A 17,034-nucleotide genomic window follows, 5' to 3' on the forward strand; every position below is an offset into this window, starting at 1 on the left:
GTGAGAGCCTGGATTCTACCGGTGGCTGGCTCTCTGCCTCTCGTTTCAAGCGTTGCGCTTATTCTATGAATTCAGGGGGTAATAAAACCGTTTTTCTTCCTAAATCTTTATTTAAATCTATTAAATCTCTTAAAGCCTATTTTGCTTTGGCAGTGTCCGTCCTCTAAGCACCTGTCCTCTCTGATATGAAAAAGCGTTCCCTACGCTCACAAACTGTTGCTTGAGATCGACTGCGGCCGTCTTAGCGCACATCCATATCATCGAACCAGATTCCGGCAGGTCTGCCACCAGACAGATCGTAGAGAGCAACGACGGACACCAAAAAGGGAGCATGTGAGCGATTTCAGGTAATTTGGCAGCCAAGCAGCCAGCACCGACTATTACGTAACACACTGGACGAGCTCTCGATCTATTCAGTGATTTCATTGGCAATGCAAGGGCGCACTTTCTGGCTCGGGCTTCGCACAACATAGTCTAGAGAGTCTTGGGGGGGTGTAATAGACGGGAATAAAAAGCCCCGCAAAGCGGGGCATGTCATCAATGCTTGGATTCGTTGAGCCTCTGCTGTTCAGCAAGCAGGTCCAGCCGGATTTCGTCGAGGTGCTTGCGTTGACGTCTGGAACCAAAGAATGGCAACAGATGAAGATCGCCCAAGTCGGAAAATGTCTTTATCCCCACCGGTACCATCCCCAGCTGCACCCCCGCGTGTAGGCGGATGTAACGTCCGTCAAGCGTATCTAGTAAAGGGCCATGCCCTTTGGCTCGCAGAAGTCGTCCAAGCGCCCAGAAACCTACACCAAGAACGAAGAAGCTACCCAGCATGAAAAAGCCAAACAGAATGTCTGCAATCATGATTGTTCACCCGGTGATTGAGTCTTAGGCGACGGAGCCGCTTCTTTGGTGCCGCTTTCAGTTTCTGCAGCTGTGGCCAAGTCAGCTCCACGTATTACGTTTGCAGGCTCCCTTCCTTCTCCGTTGTCCACGTTGTCACCACCTGAGCTAGGAACAGCTTGTGGAGTACCGGCGCCCAGCGAAATTCCTGCGGTCCCCTCCATACCGGGCACAGACATAGCGGCCATGAGTCCAACTGCTCGGGTTGCGGCTGATGCCACGTTATGGGCAGACAACCCTCCACCATTGTCTTGCGCAACTCCTGCGTACTGCTGAGAGGCTTGCAAGGTCGATTGCAAACTACTCCCGCCCTGATCCTCTTGTAAATTCGTCTGCGGCTGCGCAGCGGCTTTGGCCTTGGAATCGTCGCCGTTACCTAGCGCAGCTTTCGCCGCCTTTTTGGCTGCCTGCTGCACGCCTTGGCTTGGCTGCGGCAGTGGGCTGCCGCCGCTAGGGCCACTAGAGGCGCTACCGCCGACTTTAGCTCCAGCTGATTTAGCGGCAGAACTACCGCCAGTGCTGGACCCGAGGCCCGAGCTACTAGCGCCAGTGCTGGCTGTGTCACCACCACCGGCAAAGCTGGAGTTGATTGCGCTTGCCATACCTCCGGTGCCAATACCCCCGGGCGCGGTCGCTACACCTGTGCCACTACCACTCGCACCGATTGCCCTGGCCGCTGCCGGAGCTGCTGCGCCTGCCGTGGCAATGGTAGCCGCCGCGGCTGCTGCACCAGCTACACCAGCCGCGGCCATGCCGCCAATCGCACCGCCGCCACCCGAAGAAACGCCGCTAATCATGCCCGCGATCAGTTCGGGAATGGTCTTGGTCAGGTAGGCGCATACCAGCGATAACCCCACCAAGGTCATCAGAGAGGCTTCGTCATTGGTATAAGCAACCTGCCACTTCTTCGCGACAGTCAGAATCAAGCCGACTATCAACGTCACCATAAATAGCTTGGCACCCACGGAAACTGCGTAGCGAATAACAGCCATCGTGTATTCCCGTGTCCACTTCGATGCGCCGAAAGCCATGAATAGAACAGAGGCGTTGATAACGACATAAGCCTCGACCAATGTCACGAAAATGAATGCCGCGATGAAAGCAAAAGCCATCAGAACGAGGATGGCAGCCAAAGCAACGACGATACTCTGCGAAGGGTTGAAAACGCTCATTCCGGTCAGTATGGCACGAGAAAACTCGACCGCCGTCGCAAACATATCTCCTGGCATTAGCACAGGGCTTGGCAAGCCTGCTGCATGTGCCCCAGCTTGTCGGAAACTGTTCACAACCGCGCTTGCCCACTCCGTTGAGTGATCGAGCAGGATCAGGAAAAAACCGATGACCATGATGAAGCGGATTAGCTCGCCAACTAGCTCGCCGAAGTCGACTTGTTTGAATACCATCGGGAAGAATGTCCACACAAACTGGATGAGTGCCAGACTCCAAAATAGGTTCACCGCATAGCCATGAAGGCGAGGGGCCCATTCGTTAGAAGCCTCAAGAATCATGTCCAGCAAGCCCTGCATTGAGGTGTCGCTTTGGGCTAGATCGACTCCTGCAGCTGCACTCCCTGCAAGCAGCATTAGAAATAGTCCGCTGCAGCCAGCAATCATAGGTACGCGCATGTCAGTACCCCTTGGCGCCACCGCGAGTGTTCGGGCGCTCATTGAATTGTTTGTCGGCGGCATCAGACTGGTTGATCTTTTCGGTAACCACTATACGGTCGTTAGAGATGGAACATATGATGCCGACCAGAACTGCCCCTCCAAGTCCAGATGCTACACACAGCACAATAAGAAGCCATTTAGAGAACCTCATAGTCAGTACCCCTTCGCGCCGCCGCGAGTATTTGGGCGCTTGTTGAATTGCTCGGAGGCGGCGTCGCCGACCGACTGACGCGCGGTTCCTTGGGCTATGTAATTGCCCTGCAGGGTAATTTGAGTCGCCACCAAGTCGCGCAGTTTCTGAAGCTGCTGCACGTTTGAAGCGGCAATCTCGTTCCCAGCTTGGATGGCCTGCATCCGACCCGATGATGACTGCGAACGGTTCACCAGTTGTTCCAAGTGTGCATCTTCCGTCTCAAATGTGCTGGTATTCATGCCTGCTGCCTGCATAGCTCTTTTTGCGTTATCAAAGCCTTGCGCCGACCATTTTTCGTAGCGATCCGGCATTACGTCAGTCGCCTTACTGCTCGACTGGAAAAATTTCTGCAAATACGCCTCATACCCGGGAAACTGCGTATTGAATTGCGAATCGAGATTCGCCACATTGCGGCCTAATGACTGCGCCCTGTTGTAGATGCTTGTTACACGCTGCATGTCTTGGGTGATCCGGCCAAACATGCTGTTTGGCAACGGAGTCCCCTGCGTGACCATATTGTTGTATTGCTGAACTTGTGTCGAAAGCTGCTCTGCAGTGTTCAACGCCGTATTGACTGCTTCTGCATACTCGAACATCTGTTGATAGAATGTAGAGCAGTTTGTGCAGTAGATAGCAAAGGCGTTCTGCCATGTAAAAAGCAAAGGAAAAACTGTTATTAATAATCTCCATCCATTTATCATTTTTCTCTCCAATGCGAGCCTGTCATGATAAATGAACGCGATTGCTTGCAATAGCGAGCGACGTAACGTGTGAATTGCACATATCCAAAGCTAAATCGATCAGCGTATTCGGTGTAGAGCCGAGTAAGGGGGTGGCCGAGCAGTATTTTCGTTTCTAACTCCTTCCTGATCGAGAAGAACTCAGCACGGCCAGCTCTTCTTTTGATAGGCTTTAGACTATTACTTTGCATCGACTTCCTCCGTTTGTTCCTATTCGTTTTAGCACGGATAAAAGCCTAGGGAAACATACAATAACTGCGCAGCTAAAATTAATGAAATTTAGCGCGATTGTATGCGGCTCAAGGAAGTTTAAGGCAACTCTAGATAATTCAATGCGACTGTATGCGATTTAGCGAAATTCAAAGCGATTGATGAGTTGTTAGTTTTAAATCGCATTAAATCGCTTACAACAGTATGGCAAGATGTGTGTTGTAGGCCTACGCTACTTCGTAGCGCAGGCCCCACCACCTTGCTTTACTCGCCTGCGGCTCGAAGAAATCTCACTCCGTGAGGCATACAGTCGTTACCGCGACCAAAGATCAAAAAACAAAGGTGATAACTGGAATGAAAGACCTCAAAGACCAAGAGCCCCAAGCCCGACCGCGTAGAGCAGTTCCACCAATCAAGGTTTGGGTGTCTGATGTAGAGAAGGCAACTATCGCTCGGCGAGCCGCCCAGACTGGGCTTTCTATGTCTAGCTTTTTACTGGCTACAGGATTAAATACGCCAATCAAGTCACGAGTAGATTTATTGGCAGTAGCAGACTTGGCTAAGGTTAATGGCGACCTCGGCAGAGCTGCAGGTCTACTCAAATTATGGCTATCAGAGAGGCGTGGCCAAGGCGCAAGACCCGAAGATGTTGAAGAAGTAATGATCGAATTCAGAAAGTTGCAAGCGAAAGTAAGAGCGAAAATGAGCGAAATCGTTTACGGAAACAAATGAGAGTGTCCATGCTTGGCTGTAATGCACATTCCATTTGGTTTTTTAGAGATGGCGGAATGAGGTCCTTCGTGGGTAGATGTCCGTTTTTTCTATTATAGATGTACTGATCGTTATCGCTTTTTACGATCATATTTGTGAGGCAGTTTAGCGGCCTTTGCTATTTGGCGTTTAATGATAGTGAACTCAGCTTTATTGCCATCTGCTTCAATAGCATTTAATAGGGCTGCTGCCAGCATAGGATCCCTGCTGTAGAGCTCTGCCATTGCATCGTCATGATTACGATCTTTAATCATATTAAATCCTGTATTAGAGGTGATGCCCTATAGGGTTGTCCATTTTTCCTAGCTAATGCGTGATGAGCTAACTAATCATTTAATAAAAAAGTCTACGTGTTGATTGCCATAATCATCCTATCGCTGCGTGTGGACTTGCCGAAGCAAGTCCACACCAATGTCCGAGCTACTGTAACTCTAAGGATGGGGATTTAAGCAGTATGTTAGCAAAAGCTGCGCTTGTATATGCAGCATAAGCTTGCCAGTCGTCATTTTTCTCTGAATCAGCGTAATCACATACAGACTTAATGACTATTGCTAGCGGTTTCGGGTTAGCGGCGGACTCGACTGCAGCCATTACTGCGTATCCTTCCATTTCGATAGCTGCTAGCTCTCGGTGTTGTAAAGTAACGCTTCTAGCTTCTGAGTCATCTGCAATTACACTCGCACCCGATGCCATTGGCGCGAGCTTCACATTGAGCACTCCTTGAGGAAAATTACCTTGCCATCCAGATCTAATAGACTGCATAGTTGCCGGATCTCTCGCAAGTTCATTGACAACTTGCCGTATGTTAGGATCTAGCGACATTTGATAAGCGGCAGCTTGAAATACGGGAGAGCGGTTGGAGTCTAATGCTCTTTTGCCACTGCCATAGTCCCATGCAGGGTCTGCGACGATGATATCTCCGAAGTTCGTGCGAGAGGCTATACCTGCGCAGATGCCTGTCATGATAAGTATCTTAGGTTTGAATAAAGCCACAATTTTTGCTGAAAGAGAGGCCGCGGACGGCATTCCTTTGCGTGGAGCGCTAACTGCCACAACTCGAACCGTATCTCCTGATTTTTCAAAACTGCCGAAGTGATAAGTTGATGGGTCACCCGAAAAGATTTTAGTCTTCCAGCTATAATCTAGGGCTAAAATAGCGTCAAGTTCCGGTGATTGAAGAGCTGTCACGAATGCGATATCTACAGGATAACCGTCTAGAGTTCTGCCTAAGCGAGTCATCAAGTATTTGAGACGGCCTCTCAAATAAGATTTCCATTCGTCTCCATGGCCAAACTGCCACAAAACTGCGCCCCTTTCGGCGGCCTTCGTGCGGGCTGCTTCGACGTTATCTTCACGGGCTGTAATAAACATAATATCAGCTGGAAGACGGCAGATTACGTCGGTAAGCAGCAGGTCAAGTAAATCTAGGCCGCCTTCAATCTGAGGTTTATCTCGAAGTCCGTCAGGAAGATTGAGATCGATTATCAAAACGTCAAATTTATCTAAGCGCATAGCTTTGCGTGCCGCTACTGCAGTGGCCACATGCGTAATGGAGATCCCAGGGGCGGTATCCTCACAAATCGCAGCGACTTCCTGCAGCTTTGTTATTTCATCGTCTACAACTAATATTTTGATCATGATAGACGAGACTCCTGAATGATTAGTTTTAGTTCAGCCTGCCATCCTTCTTGGCGAGAGTCGTAATAGACGAGGCCAACAAACGGCGGCGCATATTCGCATTTGAGTTCATTCTTTAATTGGTTTAGAGACTTTTCACTTCCTTTTTCACCGAATGAATCAAACATGGTGACTATTACCGTTGGTACATAAATTTTTCGCAGTTTCATTTGAGCCAATAAATCCCTTCCGGCGAAATGCTCCGGTGTTCCGCCTCCTGGCTCGTGCTCAGCTATATCAAAGCTTGGCATGCTCATATCCATTAAAATAATATCCGTGGTGCCTTTAAGGCTGATAATTTTCCTTAGTCCTGATGCATAAGATCTTGCTGAGCTTACCTTCGAGTCTATAAATGTCGTCTCAACAAAATATGTAATCTTCATCAGCTTTTCATCGTCATCTTCAATGATTAAAATATTCAATTTCAACCCCTTTCAATAACAAAACCTAGACTAACTTTGAAGGCAGAGTCAGTATGATGGAATTCGAGCGTTGCATCTTTATGGACTGGGCCGTTTGCGGTAAGCCATATTTTATGTAAGCCACTCTCTCCCTCACCTTGAGCGCGCCTGCTAGACTCTTTTAATTTGATGGATTCTCGGATCTGAGTTACCTTTTTTAAATCTTCTTCTGATATCTTTTCTGAGTCAACATTGTTATTGAACGCCATGGAGTAACGGCCGTCAAAATAATTTAGTTCGGCGTGTACTTTAAGGTCGTTGATATCAACCTTTGAATGTTTAATCGCATTTTCAATAAGCCCGTAGAAAACATAAACCATCGCGTCCAATGTCCGCCCTGGCATCGCTTTTGAGTCCGGGTTTGTTGATAGTGTAGCTCCCTCCCAATTTGACGCGATCGAGATAGTATTTCTGATCATGTTAACGGCAATATGGAAAGGGAAGTCAACCGAGTAATCTTGCCGGTCATAGACCTCGCTTCTTTTGAACCACGATGTAACTACGTCTAGTCGAATCCTAGTATTCGTGCGTGCCCGCATTATGGCGTTGACCAATTCGCCGTATGCCGCATTTCCTGCTAGGGGTTCAATTCGTTGATTTAGGGTGTCAAAAACATCATGGAAGAAATCTTTAACTTTCGTGCTAAATACCCGTTGTACCAGTTCCAAATTTTGGTCTGTTTTTTCCCACAGTCGATCAACACATTTGTCGATGAATTTATCAATACTTTCTATTTCTTGATCTTCAAGTTGTGCGAGCTTTCTTTCGAGTCTTGAAGAATTGTATATGAAAAGACCAAAGTTCGATTTGTCGCCAGTGACCGTTTCATTCACAATCCGAATTTGCAGAAGTTTGTCGCGAAGAATGTCGAGTATTGCGTCGAAGTCTCGAGAGAAGCCATTTAGAGAGTCGCGAAGGATATTCAGATGTTCAGGAGAAGAACATTCCGAGAAAGCTTCCATCCAATGACTATTAGGTGTATAGGTTTCCCGATCTTTCTCTTTGCTAGTGACGAGTTTTTCGTCCTCTACCGGCTTACGAAGTGTGTTGCTAAGCGTTCCGTGCCTAACCCTAGTGCTAAGGTATGCATTTAATCCATGGCCTCCTCTTAGAAACTCATTAGTGACTTCCGAATAAAGGGCGTCAAACTGTACATCCGCTTCGCTTGTGGACTCTCGGCTTATCATAGCAATGTCCGCTATCAGCCTTGCTATCGAAGCCGCTTCTGAGTCGGCCTCAAAGTATACTTGTGGAAAATCCTCTTTCATCTGTTCGACTTGATTCTGGGGAGCGTATGTTGCGGCCTTGTACATAGCATACGAGTTACCAAGCTTACTACGAAGCGCTTTTCTAATTGCATCGACGTCTACGTACACCTTGCTTTGCTGTACCATAGTCATACCTTTTGCAATGGCAAGCTGCTTCACTCTATCTTTGATTTCCTCCATGTAAATTTTTTCATTCGCGGAATCAATTTCAGATAGTTTTTGGCATACTTTAATTCGAGCTTCCTCAATTGCTCTCGTACCATCGTATATCAACGTCTTTCGCATGATCTCCGGGTGCCATATTTTTTGTAAATACGCAACAAGAAGTCCTTTTTGTGACCCGTCAAAAAGTTTTAGCAGATCGTCCGGATTTTCTACGTCATTTTCCAGTTGGAATTTCTCAAAAGCGTATCGTAGTTCTGAAAGCTTGCTGCCATCGAAAAATTCTAAAAAGAAGCCAAGTAATAGAGGGTAACTAACGCAATTCGGCCATTCATCAGCGCTAGGTAGTGTGTCTGCGACTTCTTTTATTGGGACAACTGAAGGGATTCTTGGGTTCGCTAACATACTTTCCACAACAGCCATTGCAGCCTTGGGGATGTTTTTTTGGAGTAGGTAGCACACTGCCATCCCACCGCCAAAACGACTTACATTTGCCGAGGAGACATTCCGATATAACCAGTAATAAATTTCTTGGGCTAGGATTGGCTGTTTTGTGCGAAGATAATGTCTGGCCAGATTTTTTTTAACCCGAATTTTTGGTAGGTTAATGATGTCGTCAGTTGTGCCGTTAATCAACACATTGAGAAGCGTTAATGTCGCCGGATATTGCTTCTTCAAATTGTTCGAGCTTAAGGCTTGGGTCTTAGCTTCGCCAATGGAATTTAATGCTAGATATGGACTCAGGGGGTGATCCCTCATCAGCATATCCCTCATCCAGTATGAAGGATATTCAACATCTTCCTCCTTAAGGGTGTGCATTACTAAGGATCTGAAATAGTTCATCCATGATTGACAATAGAAACGGCCAGTTAAAGAGAGTAGTGTGTGCCCTGAAATATAAGCCTCATCATTCAGGAGCAAAACATCTCTCAGGTGCTTAGCTACATGGCTAAGAATGCCTTTTTCTTCTTCGTGCGGTATATTAAGTGCAATTAATGATTTTACTTTTAGTGTGAAAAGATATACATCAAACGGATTGTTTTTTAATGGGGTGTCAACTGCTTCTAGAAATTCATCATGTTTATCTTGGAGGTATAACTCGACTGCATTGGCTCGTATTGGGCATATTAATGTATAGCTATTCGGTACTATACCTAAACCTCTAAGTATACCTACTAAATTTGGATCGTCCGTTTTAGAGAATAATACCGAAACTGGTTTTGAAATTTCTTTCGGTATGCGACCTGTTAGGCCATCAGTAAGTACAGCTGTATGCAAGCCAGATACAAGGGCTTCATATAAGTCGATAAGGCTACTATGGCCCTCCATCAGCAACATTTCAGGCATTGCTTCTGACAGCATGTCAGTCTGTCCTAAAATTTTACACTGTAAATACGTCTTTAATTTATCATCTAAACCTGAGATATATTCCTCAAGTTCTTCTTCCAAATTTAATTTTAATGTAGCAGCTTCAATTCGCTTTTTGGAAAACCACAAAATGGTGGTCAGTAATGCGTTACTTTCAATGATGCTTGTGTATTCGTTCTCTATCTTTCTCGTTCCTTCGAAGCCATCCCAGTGCTGAGCAATGCTTAGCTTAGATTGGATTAGCCATGTGGAGTAACCGAACTCCTCCTCAATTTTTGCCAGGTGTGCCCAGCTGTCGTCTCTGTCGTTAGACAAGATTGCTTTCTCAAAGCCTTGTCTCAATTGAACGTAGCGTTTGAGTTCTTTTCCATACTGATTGCATCTTGAGATAGCCCAGACTAACTCTTTCAATTTTGATAAAGCGAAGCCAACAACGGTAGTGCTATGCAAACTGTTTATGTTTTTTGGAAAGGGGTCTCCGTATGCCCTCGCGAGATGGTCGTGAATATTGGGGATCTTTAAAAAAGTGTGAAATATATGGTTTGCTTTTGCTTTCTTTTTCAGCTGGAAAATTGGTATGTCGGATCTTTTATATGACTTGACCATAGTCAGAAACTGACCGACCAATCTATTGGCAGCCATTTGTTCCGATTTAATACTCACATTTTTTGAAGTTCCAGATGCGCCCATTACAGCTCTTATCCTTGAGTGATTTTCGTTTTTAGCCATCTCTTACAATACCGTGTGTCTCACAAAACGTAGTCATCCTGGATCAAAGCAAGGACGCGATGCCCATAGCCTGCGTTGCTGTATGAGAAGGGCTTCAGTAGCTCTAATTCATTCGGCAACACGATTCTGCTCATCCGATCTACGATTTTCGCGGTATTCCTACCTGAAGCGTCGAAGCTTAGCATCCACTGGCACTGGCTGGCACTGAGTCGTGGCGTATAGCTATCACCGCTGTGCACAATTCCGTTTTGTCCGGTATGGGCAATCTCCTGATGCGTATTAGGGTTGCTGAGGCTTTCACAAAAGGGGCCGAACAAAACCTAACGTAATGTCAGTAATCGAGACTTCTTAGAGATTAATGGTATCGCTCATGGTATCTATAATTGGTTATTAGTTAGCGCGCCCAGAAATACGTGAATTTTTTCATCTATTGATAATAGAGTGGGAGTAGGGCTGAATCATAAATATTTGATTTTATTTAAAAAATAAAATTGAATAGTTATGTTTGATACGTCATCAATGGCGTTTTTAATGGCGCACATCGTACGTATTTGAGAGAGCTAGATCGATACCATGTCCCGGATAAGGAATGCCGACATGGTATCGAGAACGCTTAGCCGAGCACATGTCAGCAGTAACTGTTTGTCAGTCTCCACTTCGAGTAACTCTCCGCCCGCAAGCCTTGGCCATCGATCTGTTTGGTCACGATATTGTTGTGGCTGACCACGGCGAGCACCTTTTTAGTGCCGTCCCCATGTTGACCCCAGGCTCGCCGTTGATAGCTGTCTAGGTGGTGCAACCACCCAGCGCTGATGCCGCCAACACAGGTGTAGTGCCGTACAGTCCGTTGCGAATATCTTTCATTCCTTGCTTTCTTTTGCTGATGGGTTACCGGCGGCCTTCGCACACCGGCGATTCGCCGATACGGCCTTCCTTGCACAGGTCAATGTTATCTGTACGCTTGAAACCGGAGTCTTTCATGCAATAAAACTGCGTGAGTACCTCGTCAATAGGCGTCGTGTCCCCCGTCCCTGTAAGGTTGGTATAGCCGCATGCGGTCATAGCGCTCTTGACACCCTCTTGCGAGACCCCGCTTTTTTTCCAATTGGTAAATTCCGGCGGCGGCGGTTGAAAGCCCCTACCTGTGCAGCTGATCAGTAACAGCGCGCAAAAACTCAACAGCAGATTCCTGGTAAACATGGCGTCTTCCGTGATGGTATGACTCGGAAAGCATGTGATACGCCGTCGTCTGACTCTTTCTAGACAGGCCTGCGCATTCCCACGCGGAGTGTGCGAACAATCATTACCGGCGTCCTTCGCACACCGACGATTCGCCAATGCGGCCTAGCTTGCACAGGTCGAAATTATCACTGCGCTTGAACCCTGCGTCCTTCATACAGTAGAACCGCGTCAGCACAACATCATTCGCGGCGAGGTGTCTCCCGCGCCATCAAGATTGGTATACCCGCAAGCACGCATGGCGTTGTCGACGCCCGATTGGGTTACCCTGTTTTTGTACCACAGTGTGTAGTCCCCGGGTGGCGGTTAAAAAGGGGTATAGCCCTCAACTACTGCCAGAAGGCTCAGGCCCAACAACTGATTTCGAGTCAGCAACATCACATTCTTCATGTCCCTGAGCGCCCCGGACTGTGCCCTGTTGACCCCATATTAGCGCTGCAGAGCGCTAACGTAGCGAGGAAAAATACTGTGTAGGCGGTTTACCCAGGGCTTTCTTGAACATCGTGATGAAGGCATTAACAGAGTCATATCCCAGAATGCCCGCCACACGCTGCACGGATACCCCCTCCGCCAAATGGCTCAGTGCGATCATCAAATGCAACTGTTGGCGCCAGCGTCCGAAGCTCAGCCCGGTCGTGCTTTCTACAAGCCTGGCCAGCGTTCGTTCACTGGTTGCAAGACGAGTGGCCCACTCGCGCAACGTGGTTCGGTCGCCTGGATCTGAGAAGAGCGTGTCCGCGATTTGTTTGATCTTGGGGTGGTCTGATATCGGCAAATGCAGCTCTTTCAGCGGAGCATCGGAAAGCTGCTCAAGCAGCACTGCAACCAGCCGCGCTGTCTTGCCCTCGGAATGGTAAGCAGGTTCCTGTTCAGCGAGATGCAGGATCATCTCCCGAACAAGGGGCGTAATGGCAACCGTGCAGCATTCTTCAGGCATGGCTGCCGCACCGGGCTCAACGAACAGAAAGCAGGTCCGGGCGTTTTCGGTCACTCGGCAACTGTGCGGCGTGCCGCCCGGGATCCATACGGCGTGCTGGGGAGGGACAAGCCATAGTGCATTTTGCACCTCACAGCTCACTGCGCCATGTAAAGACAGGATCAGCTGGCCTTTGCGATGATCATGCGGGCGGGCACCCGAATCATTGAGGTCAGGCGCAACCTTGAGGGCAATCGCTGCCTGGGCGAAAAGGTCTGAATCGAAATCTTCCGGCGAGGAAACGACATTTTTTGAGCTTGGCATAATTTAGGTGTCAGGTGTCTTGATATCTATATTAGACAGTTCTGAAGTTCTCTACAGTTGTCTTCTTTTAAGAGGACAGATAAAGAATATGTCAGATACAAAAAACAAGTGGCATGCCATCGCGCTCGTCGCAGGCATTCTGCTTATCGCCGTGAACCTGCGCGTTCCCTTTACCAGCATCGCGCCCGTTTTGCCGTTGATCCAGAATGCTTTTGGCTTGAGCGCCTCAGCTCTAGGCCTGCTTACTTCACTGCCATTACTTGCCTTTGCCGCCTTCTCCCCGCTCAGCGCATCGGTCGCCCGCAGGTTCGGCATCGAGCGCACGCTTTTCGGTGCACTGTTGGTTATTTCAACGGGCATCCTGCTCCGCTCCGCAGGCAGCGCGTGGGCGTTGTACGCCGGTACGATATTGATAGGCACTGGGATCGCCCTGGGCAACGTGCTGCTGCCCGGCCTGATCAAACGCGACTTCTCGACAAAAATGGCGTCCATGACCGGCGCTTATTCCATCACGATGGGCGCAGCGGGCGCTGTCGGTTCAGCCGTAATAGTTCCGCTGACCCAATCATGGGGATGGCCGATTGCCCTGAGTTTGTTGGTCGCAGCCCCATTGTTGGCGCTGGTGGTGTGGCTGCCGCAGTTGAAAAAACACGAACACGTAAATCTGTCCGGTCCGAAACAAGCGCCAACCGTGGCCGTCTGGCGTTCGCCGCTGGCATGGCAGGTCACACTGTTCATGGGGCTGAACGCGATGCCTTTTTATGTCGCCGTCGGCTGGCTACCGACCATCCTGATGGACCATGGCATATCCCCGGAGCAAGCAGGCACGGTACACGGCACGCTTCAACTGACCACGGCCATTCCCGGCTTGATTCTGGCGGCTACGCTTCGCCGTCTCAAAGACCAGAAACTCGCAGCCGCTGCCGTCAGCCTGTTAACCGCCTCATCCCTGATCGGGCTCATTTACGCGCCAGACTACGCCATGTTGTGGGCCGCGCTCCTGGGCTTCGGCTCTGGTGCCAGCATGATGCTCGGCCTGACCTTCATCGGCTTGCGCACAAAAAATGCCGGTGACACGGCGGCACTTTCAGGAATGGCGCAGTGCGTCGGCTATCTGATGGCAGCCGCAGGCCCCTTGCTGCTGGGCCAACTGCACGACTGGACCGGTGGCTGGACAGCACCGCTGCTGATCACAGCCGCAATCTCCGTAGCCGGCGCATTCACCGGCATGCTGGCCGGGCGCAACGTTCAACTTGAACCTGCTGAATCATCGTAGTGAACAAGCCCGGCAATCCAGTCAGCGAATGCACTCACGGCTGGCGAAAGAAAGCGCTGATGCGGGTATAGCAGGTGCACAGGAACCGATGCGGGCTGCCAGTCAGCAAGCACTTCGACCAGCCGTCCTTCTCGCAGATGCTCGCTGACCACGTTCTCGGCGAGCTGCGCCAACCCAAAACCTTCAAGGCACATTTTGATGTAGAGCCCAGTCTCGTTGACGGCCGCTGTGCCGTTCACCGGGACTGAGATTTTTTCGGTGCCACGGGCAAAGCGCATTTCACCTGCTTGCCTTGCGCGGCCCGAGAAGTAATGGATGGCCCGGTGGTGAGACAAATCTTGCGGGGTTTGCGGAGTACCGTTCTCTTCGAGATAGGCGGCAGACGCACAGGTCACCCAGCGAAACCGTCCGAGTGGGCGCGCAACGAGCGTTGAGTCATCGAGCTCGCCTGTACGAATGACGCAATCGACACCCTCTTGCACCAGATCAACCTGCCGATCGTTGACGCCTATCATCAGGTAGATATCCGGGTAACTCTTGAAGCATTCCACGCTCAAGACGTACCCGGGTTTTCCTCACGGAATGCCGACGACCAACGCGGATCAGATCAATGCTGATTTGTTGGCGTTTATTCGCGGTTGAGCAATGTGTCGTGACGGCGGCTGCACAAGATAAGGGGACCGATTTGTTTTCGAAGAAAATAGATCTGTCCCTATTTTCACGCCCACGTTCCTGTAGGCAGTGTTTAGCGACCGGTTTTAGCCGGTTAGCGACGGCCTGACTTCGACCGTCGCTATGCATGATCAAACCTCAGTCTGTTCCGCCATCTCCAGAGCGTCGTCGGCCTCAATCCCCAGATATCGAACAGTGCTCTCCAGCTTCGTATGGCCGAGCAGCAATTGAACCGCCCGTAGGTTCTTCGTTCTGCGATAGATTAATGATGCCTTCGTACGTCTCATTGTGTGAGTCTCATACATGGCTGGATCAAGGCCTACGGCTTTCACCCAGCCTTTGACGATACGAGCGTATTGACGAGTGGATAGATGGTCTGAGGTATGTAGCCGACTAGGAAAAAGGCAGTCCTCGCTGCGTAGTTGTGCCTGATGTATCCAGGCCACGAGAGCTGACCGTGTTTGCTCAGTGATCTCAAACTGCACTGGTCGCTGCGTTTTCTGCTGCATCACTATGGCTCGTGATGATACGTGCTCGCCTTGGGCGACATCGCGCACGCGGAGCTTGGTTAAGTCGCAGGCTCGAAGCTTACTGTCGATGGCCAGATTGAAGAGAGTCAGATCCCGGGTTCTTTCCGCAATTTGAAGCCTTACTCGGATGGCCCAGATATCTCTCAGTCGGAGTGGGGCTTTCTGCCCGACTAGTTTTCCTTTGTTCTAGGGCTGACGGCCGCAGGTAGCGATGATGTTCATGACAAGTCCTCCACGTGTGGAAAGACAAGGATGGCTAATCAGAGCGACGGTCGCTAACCGGCCAGTTCGGGTCGCTCGTCAGTCCCGTCGGACAGGCATTCGAACGGATGATCTTCTCCGAAACTTGTCCGATAGAGACAATGCAACTTCGCAGACCTTAGCTGGGACGAAAATGTTCTGGAGTAATGCGAGCACCCTCACTTGCCTGTCGCCATTACATCTGTCTGCCGTTGCGCGCAGCGATCGCCACGGTGGTCGGCGAATCAGCAAGTGAAACGAATTGTCGTGTCGCGCCGTCAAGCGCATCAATGCAACCAGCCTCAATGTCGTAAACCCAGCCGTGTAGATTCATTCGCCCTTGCTCGAGCGCGAGTGCCACCGATGGGTGGGTACGCAGATTCGCCAGTTGCGCGATCACGTTTTCTCGCACGAGGCCGTCGAGCTTCGCGCGAGGCGTGTCGAACTCATGCGCCGCGTTAATCGCTTTCGCGGCGTCCGAGTGGCGTAGCCAGTTAGCGACCGCCGGAAGATGGTCCAGACATGTGCAGCGTGAAATCGCACCCATCGCTCCGCAGTCTGAGTGACCGCAGATCACGATGTCCTGTACGCCGAGCACTGCGACCGCATATTCGACGGTGGCCGAGACGCCGCCGGGCTCGGGACCATACGACGGCACAATGTTGCCGGCGTTACGAATCACGAACAGTTCGCCCGGTTCGCGCTGTGTAAGGAGTTCGGGCACAACACGACTGTCCGAGCAGGTGACGAATAACGCCTTCGGATTTTGTGTCGTCGCGAGCTGCCTGAAAAGCTCGACGCGTTGCGGATAGACATCGCGCTGAAAGCGCAGAAAGCCGTCAATAATGTCACGCATGTATTTCTCCAAACCCGAATGCCGGATGAGGGCACGAGCTCGTGCCGCTGCGGCCGTCATTATTGCAGACCTTGCGCGCAATTGGCTGTACTCGATCAACGGTGGGCACCGAGCCGAGGCCCGCGCGGCGGATGTCCCAAGCACCTTGGTAGCCGCCATTTATCTTTCGCTGGCCTGAAGGGTGAGCAGCGAGCGATTCCGTTGGCCTGGTTTAGGTTAGCAGCGTACAAAGGGCGCCCCTTCAACGGGCGCCCTTTGTTTTTGGCAGCGGACGTGGGCTAGACCACGGCGCCAAACAAGTGCCCCACCAGCGCCGTAATCCCCATGGCCAGCGCCCCCCAGAAGGTCACCCGCCAGGCGCCGGTGATGACTTTGGCTCCGCCGGCCCTGGCGGCGATGGCGCCCAGTGTTGCGAGAAACACCAATGACATGCCCGATATCCAGGGCACCACGCTGTGCTCCGGCGCGACAAACGTCACCGCCAGGGGCAGGGCTGCACCCACCACAAAGCTGGCGGCGGAGGCCAGGGCGGCCTGCAAGGGTTTGGCGGTAAGGGTGGCGCTGATACCCAGTTCGTCCCGGGCGTGCGAACCCAACGCATCATGGGCCATCAATTGATCGGCCACCTGATGCGCCAGTTCGGGTGATACGCCACGATGCATGTAGATATTGGCGAGCTCGATGTGTTCGGCTTTCGGGTCACTGGCCAACTCTGCCCGTTCGCGGGACAAATCGGCACGCTCGGTATCCGCCTGGGAGTGCACGGAGATGTATTCGCCGGCGGCCATCGACATGGCGCCGGCCATCAGCCCGGCCATGCCTGTGACCAGCAACGTGGCGTGGC

Annotated in this window: 15 protein-coding genes and 3 pseudogenes; 3 read left to right on the forward strand and 15 right to left on the reverse strand. The window is 50.5% G+C overall.

Annotated features, from left to right (window positions below; translation table 11 throughout):
* Window positions 1–537: 537 nt before the first annotated feature.
* The 4 genes from GHO41_RS24850 to GHO41_RS30815 all read right to left on the reverse strand — a co-directional run bounded on the left by GHO41_RS24850 (window position 538) and on the right by GHO41_RS30815 (window position 3,682).
* A complete protein-coding gene (locus GHO41_RS24850) occupies window positions 538–852 on the reverse strand; it encodes a hypothetical protein (protein WP_153434907.1) in 315 nt (104 codons plus the stop codon).
* Window positions 849–2,516, reverse strand: a complete 1,668-nt coding sequence (gene trbL, locus GHO41_RS24855; RefSeq protein ID WP_153434908.1) for a P-type conjugative transfer protein TrbL — start codon at window positions 2,514–2,516, stop codon at window positions 849–851. The genes GHO41_RS24850 and trbL overlap by 4 nt, the downstream gene beginning before the upstream one ends.
* A 195-nt stretch (window positions 2,517–2,711) precedes the next feature.
* Entirely contained in the window at window positions 2,712–3,452 is a 741-nt protein-coding gene (gene trbJ / locus GHO41_RS24860) for a P-type conjugative transfer protein TrbJ (protein WP_153434909.1), read from the reverse strand.
* On the reverse strand, window positions 3,449–3,682 hold the full coding sequence (locus tag GHO41_RS30815; protein WP_178126573.1) for a TraK family protein: 234 nt from the start codon (window positions 3,680–3,682) through the stop codon (window positions 3,449–3,451). Before GHO41_RS30815 ends, trbJ begins: the two co-directional genes overlap by 4 nt.
* Window positions 3,683–4,055: 373 nt before the next feature.
* On the opposite strand from GHO41_RS30815, the gene GHO41_RS24865 reads away from it, so the two are divergent.
* The gene (locus GHO41_RS24865; RefSeq protein ID WP_153434910.1) at window positions 4,056–4,433 is read left to right on the forward strand and encodes a CopG family transcriptional regulator; all 378 of its coding nucleotides are present in this window, start codon (window positions 4,056–4,058) and stop codon (window positions 4,431–4,433) included.
* A gap of 110 nt (window positions 4,434–4,543) precedes the next feature.
* On the opposite strand, the gene GHO41_RS24870 is transcribed toward GHO41_RS24865, so the two are convergent.
* The 7 genes and pseudogenes from GHO41_RS24870 to GHO41_RS24895 all read right to left on the reverse strand — a co-directional run bounded on the left by GHO41_RS24870 (window position 4,544) and on the right by GHO41_RS24895 (window position 12,616).
* On the reverse strand, window positions 4,544–4,726 hold the full coding sequence (locus GHO41_RS24870) for a hypothetical protein (RefSeq protein WP_153434911.1): 183 nt from the start codon (window positions 4,724–4,726) through the stop codon (window positions 4,544–4,546).
* A gap of 166 nt (window positions 4,727–4,892) precedes the next feature.
* Window positions 4,893–6,110: a response regulator gene (locus GHO41_RS24875; protein WP_153434912.1), complete on the reverse strand. Its 1,218-nt coding sequence runs from the start codon at window positions 6,108–6,110 to the stop codon at window positions 4,893–4,895.
* Window positions 6,107–6,571, reverse strand: a complete 465-nt coding sequence (locus tag GHO41_RS24880) for a response regulator transcription factor (RefSeq protein WP_153434913.1) — start codon at window positions 6,569–6,571, stop codon at window positions 6,107–6,109. The genes GHO41_RS24875 and GHO41_RS24880 overlap by 4 nt, the downstream gene beginning before the upstream one ends.
* 2 nt (window positions 6,572–6,573) lie before the next feature.
* On the reverse strand, window positions 6,574–10,137 hold the full coding sequence (locus GHO41_RS24885; RefSeq protein ID WP_153434914.1) for a hypothetical protein: 3,564 nt from the start codon (window positions 10,135–10,137) through the stop codon (window positions 6,574–6,576).
* A gap of 888 nt (window positions 10,138–11,025) precedes the next feature.
* Entirely contained in the window at window positions 11,026–11,337 is a 312-nt protein-coding gene (locus GHO41_RS24890) for a hypothetical protein (protein WP_153434915.1), read from the reverse strand.
* 103 nt (window positions 11,338–11,440) lie between these two features.
* Window positions 11,441–11,766 (reverse strand): annotated as a pseudogene (locus tag GHO41_RS30465) (hypothetical protein).
* Between the two features lie 55 nt (window positions 11,767–11,821).
* Window positions 11,822–12,616 carry a helix-turn-helix domain-containing protein gene (locus GHO41_RS24895; RefSeq protein WP_103692956.1) on the reverse strand — a complete coding sequence of 265 codons (795 nt, stop codon included), beginning with the start codon at window positions 12,614–12,616 and terminating at the stop codon, window positions 11,822–11,824.
* An 88-nt stretch (window positions 12,617–12,704) separates the two neighbouring features.
* Between GHO41_RS24895 and GHO41_RS24900 the strand changes: the two genes are divergently transcribed.
* The gene (locus GHO41_RS24900) at window positions 12,705–13,892 is read left to right on the forward strand and encodes an MFS transporter (RefSeq protein WP_153434916.1); all 1,188 of its coding nucleotides are present in this window, start codon (window positions 12,705–12,707) and stop codon (window positions 13,890–13,892) included.
* On the opposite strand, the gene GHO41_RS24905 is transcribed toward GHO41_RS24900, so the two are convergent.
* On the reverse strand, window positions 13,865–14,407 hold the full coding sequence (locus GHO41_RS24905; protein WP_178126574.1) for a LysR substrate-binding domain-containing protein: 543 nt from the start codon (window positions 14,405–14,407) through the stop codon (window positions 13,865–13,867). The two genes, GHO41_RS24900 and GHO41_RS24905, sit on opposite strands and share 28 nt — an antisense overlap.
* Window positions 14,408–14,426: 19 nt before the next feature.
* On the opposite strand from GHO41_RS24905, the pseudogene GHO41_RS29900 reads away from it, so the two are divergent.
* Window positions 14,427–14,534, forward strand: a pseudogene (locus tag GHO41_RS29900) (alpha/beta hydrolase); the annotation flags it as partial.
* Between the two features lie 161 nt (window positions 14,535–14,695).
* Here the strand turns inward: GHO41_RS29900 and GHO41_RS24910 are convergent.
* The 3 genes and pseudogenes from GHO41_RS24910 to GHO41_RS24920 form a co-directional block, all read right to left on the reverse strand.
* Window positions 14,696–15,316, reverse strand: a pseudogene (locus tag GHO41_RS24910) (tyrosine-type recombinase/integrase).
* Window positions 15,317–15,530: 214 nt separating this feature from the next.
* On the reverse strand, window positions 15,531–16,190 hold the full coding sequence (locus GHO41_RS24915) for a carbonic anhydrase (protein ID WP_094949837.1): 660 nt from the start codon (window positions 16,188–16,190) through the stop codon (window positions 15,531–15,533).
* Window positions 16,191–16,468: 278 nt separating this feature from the next.
* Window positions 16,469–17,034 (reverse strand): VIT1/CCC1 transporter family protein (locus GHO41_RS24920; protein WP_153434917.1); only part of this gene is annotated, 566 nt, incomplete at its 5' end.

This window comes from Pseudomonas sp. FSL R10-0399 (assembly GCF_009600165.1).
GTDB lineage: Bacteria > Pseudomonadota > Gammaproteobacteria > Pseudomonadales > Pseudomonadaceae > Aquipseudomonas > Aquipseudomonas helleri.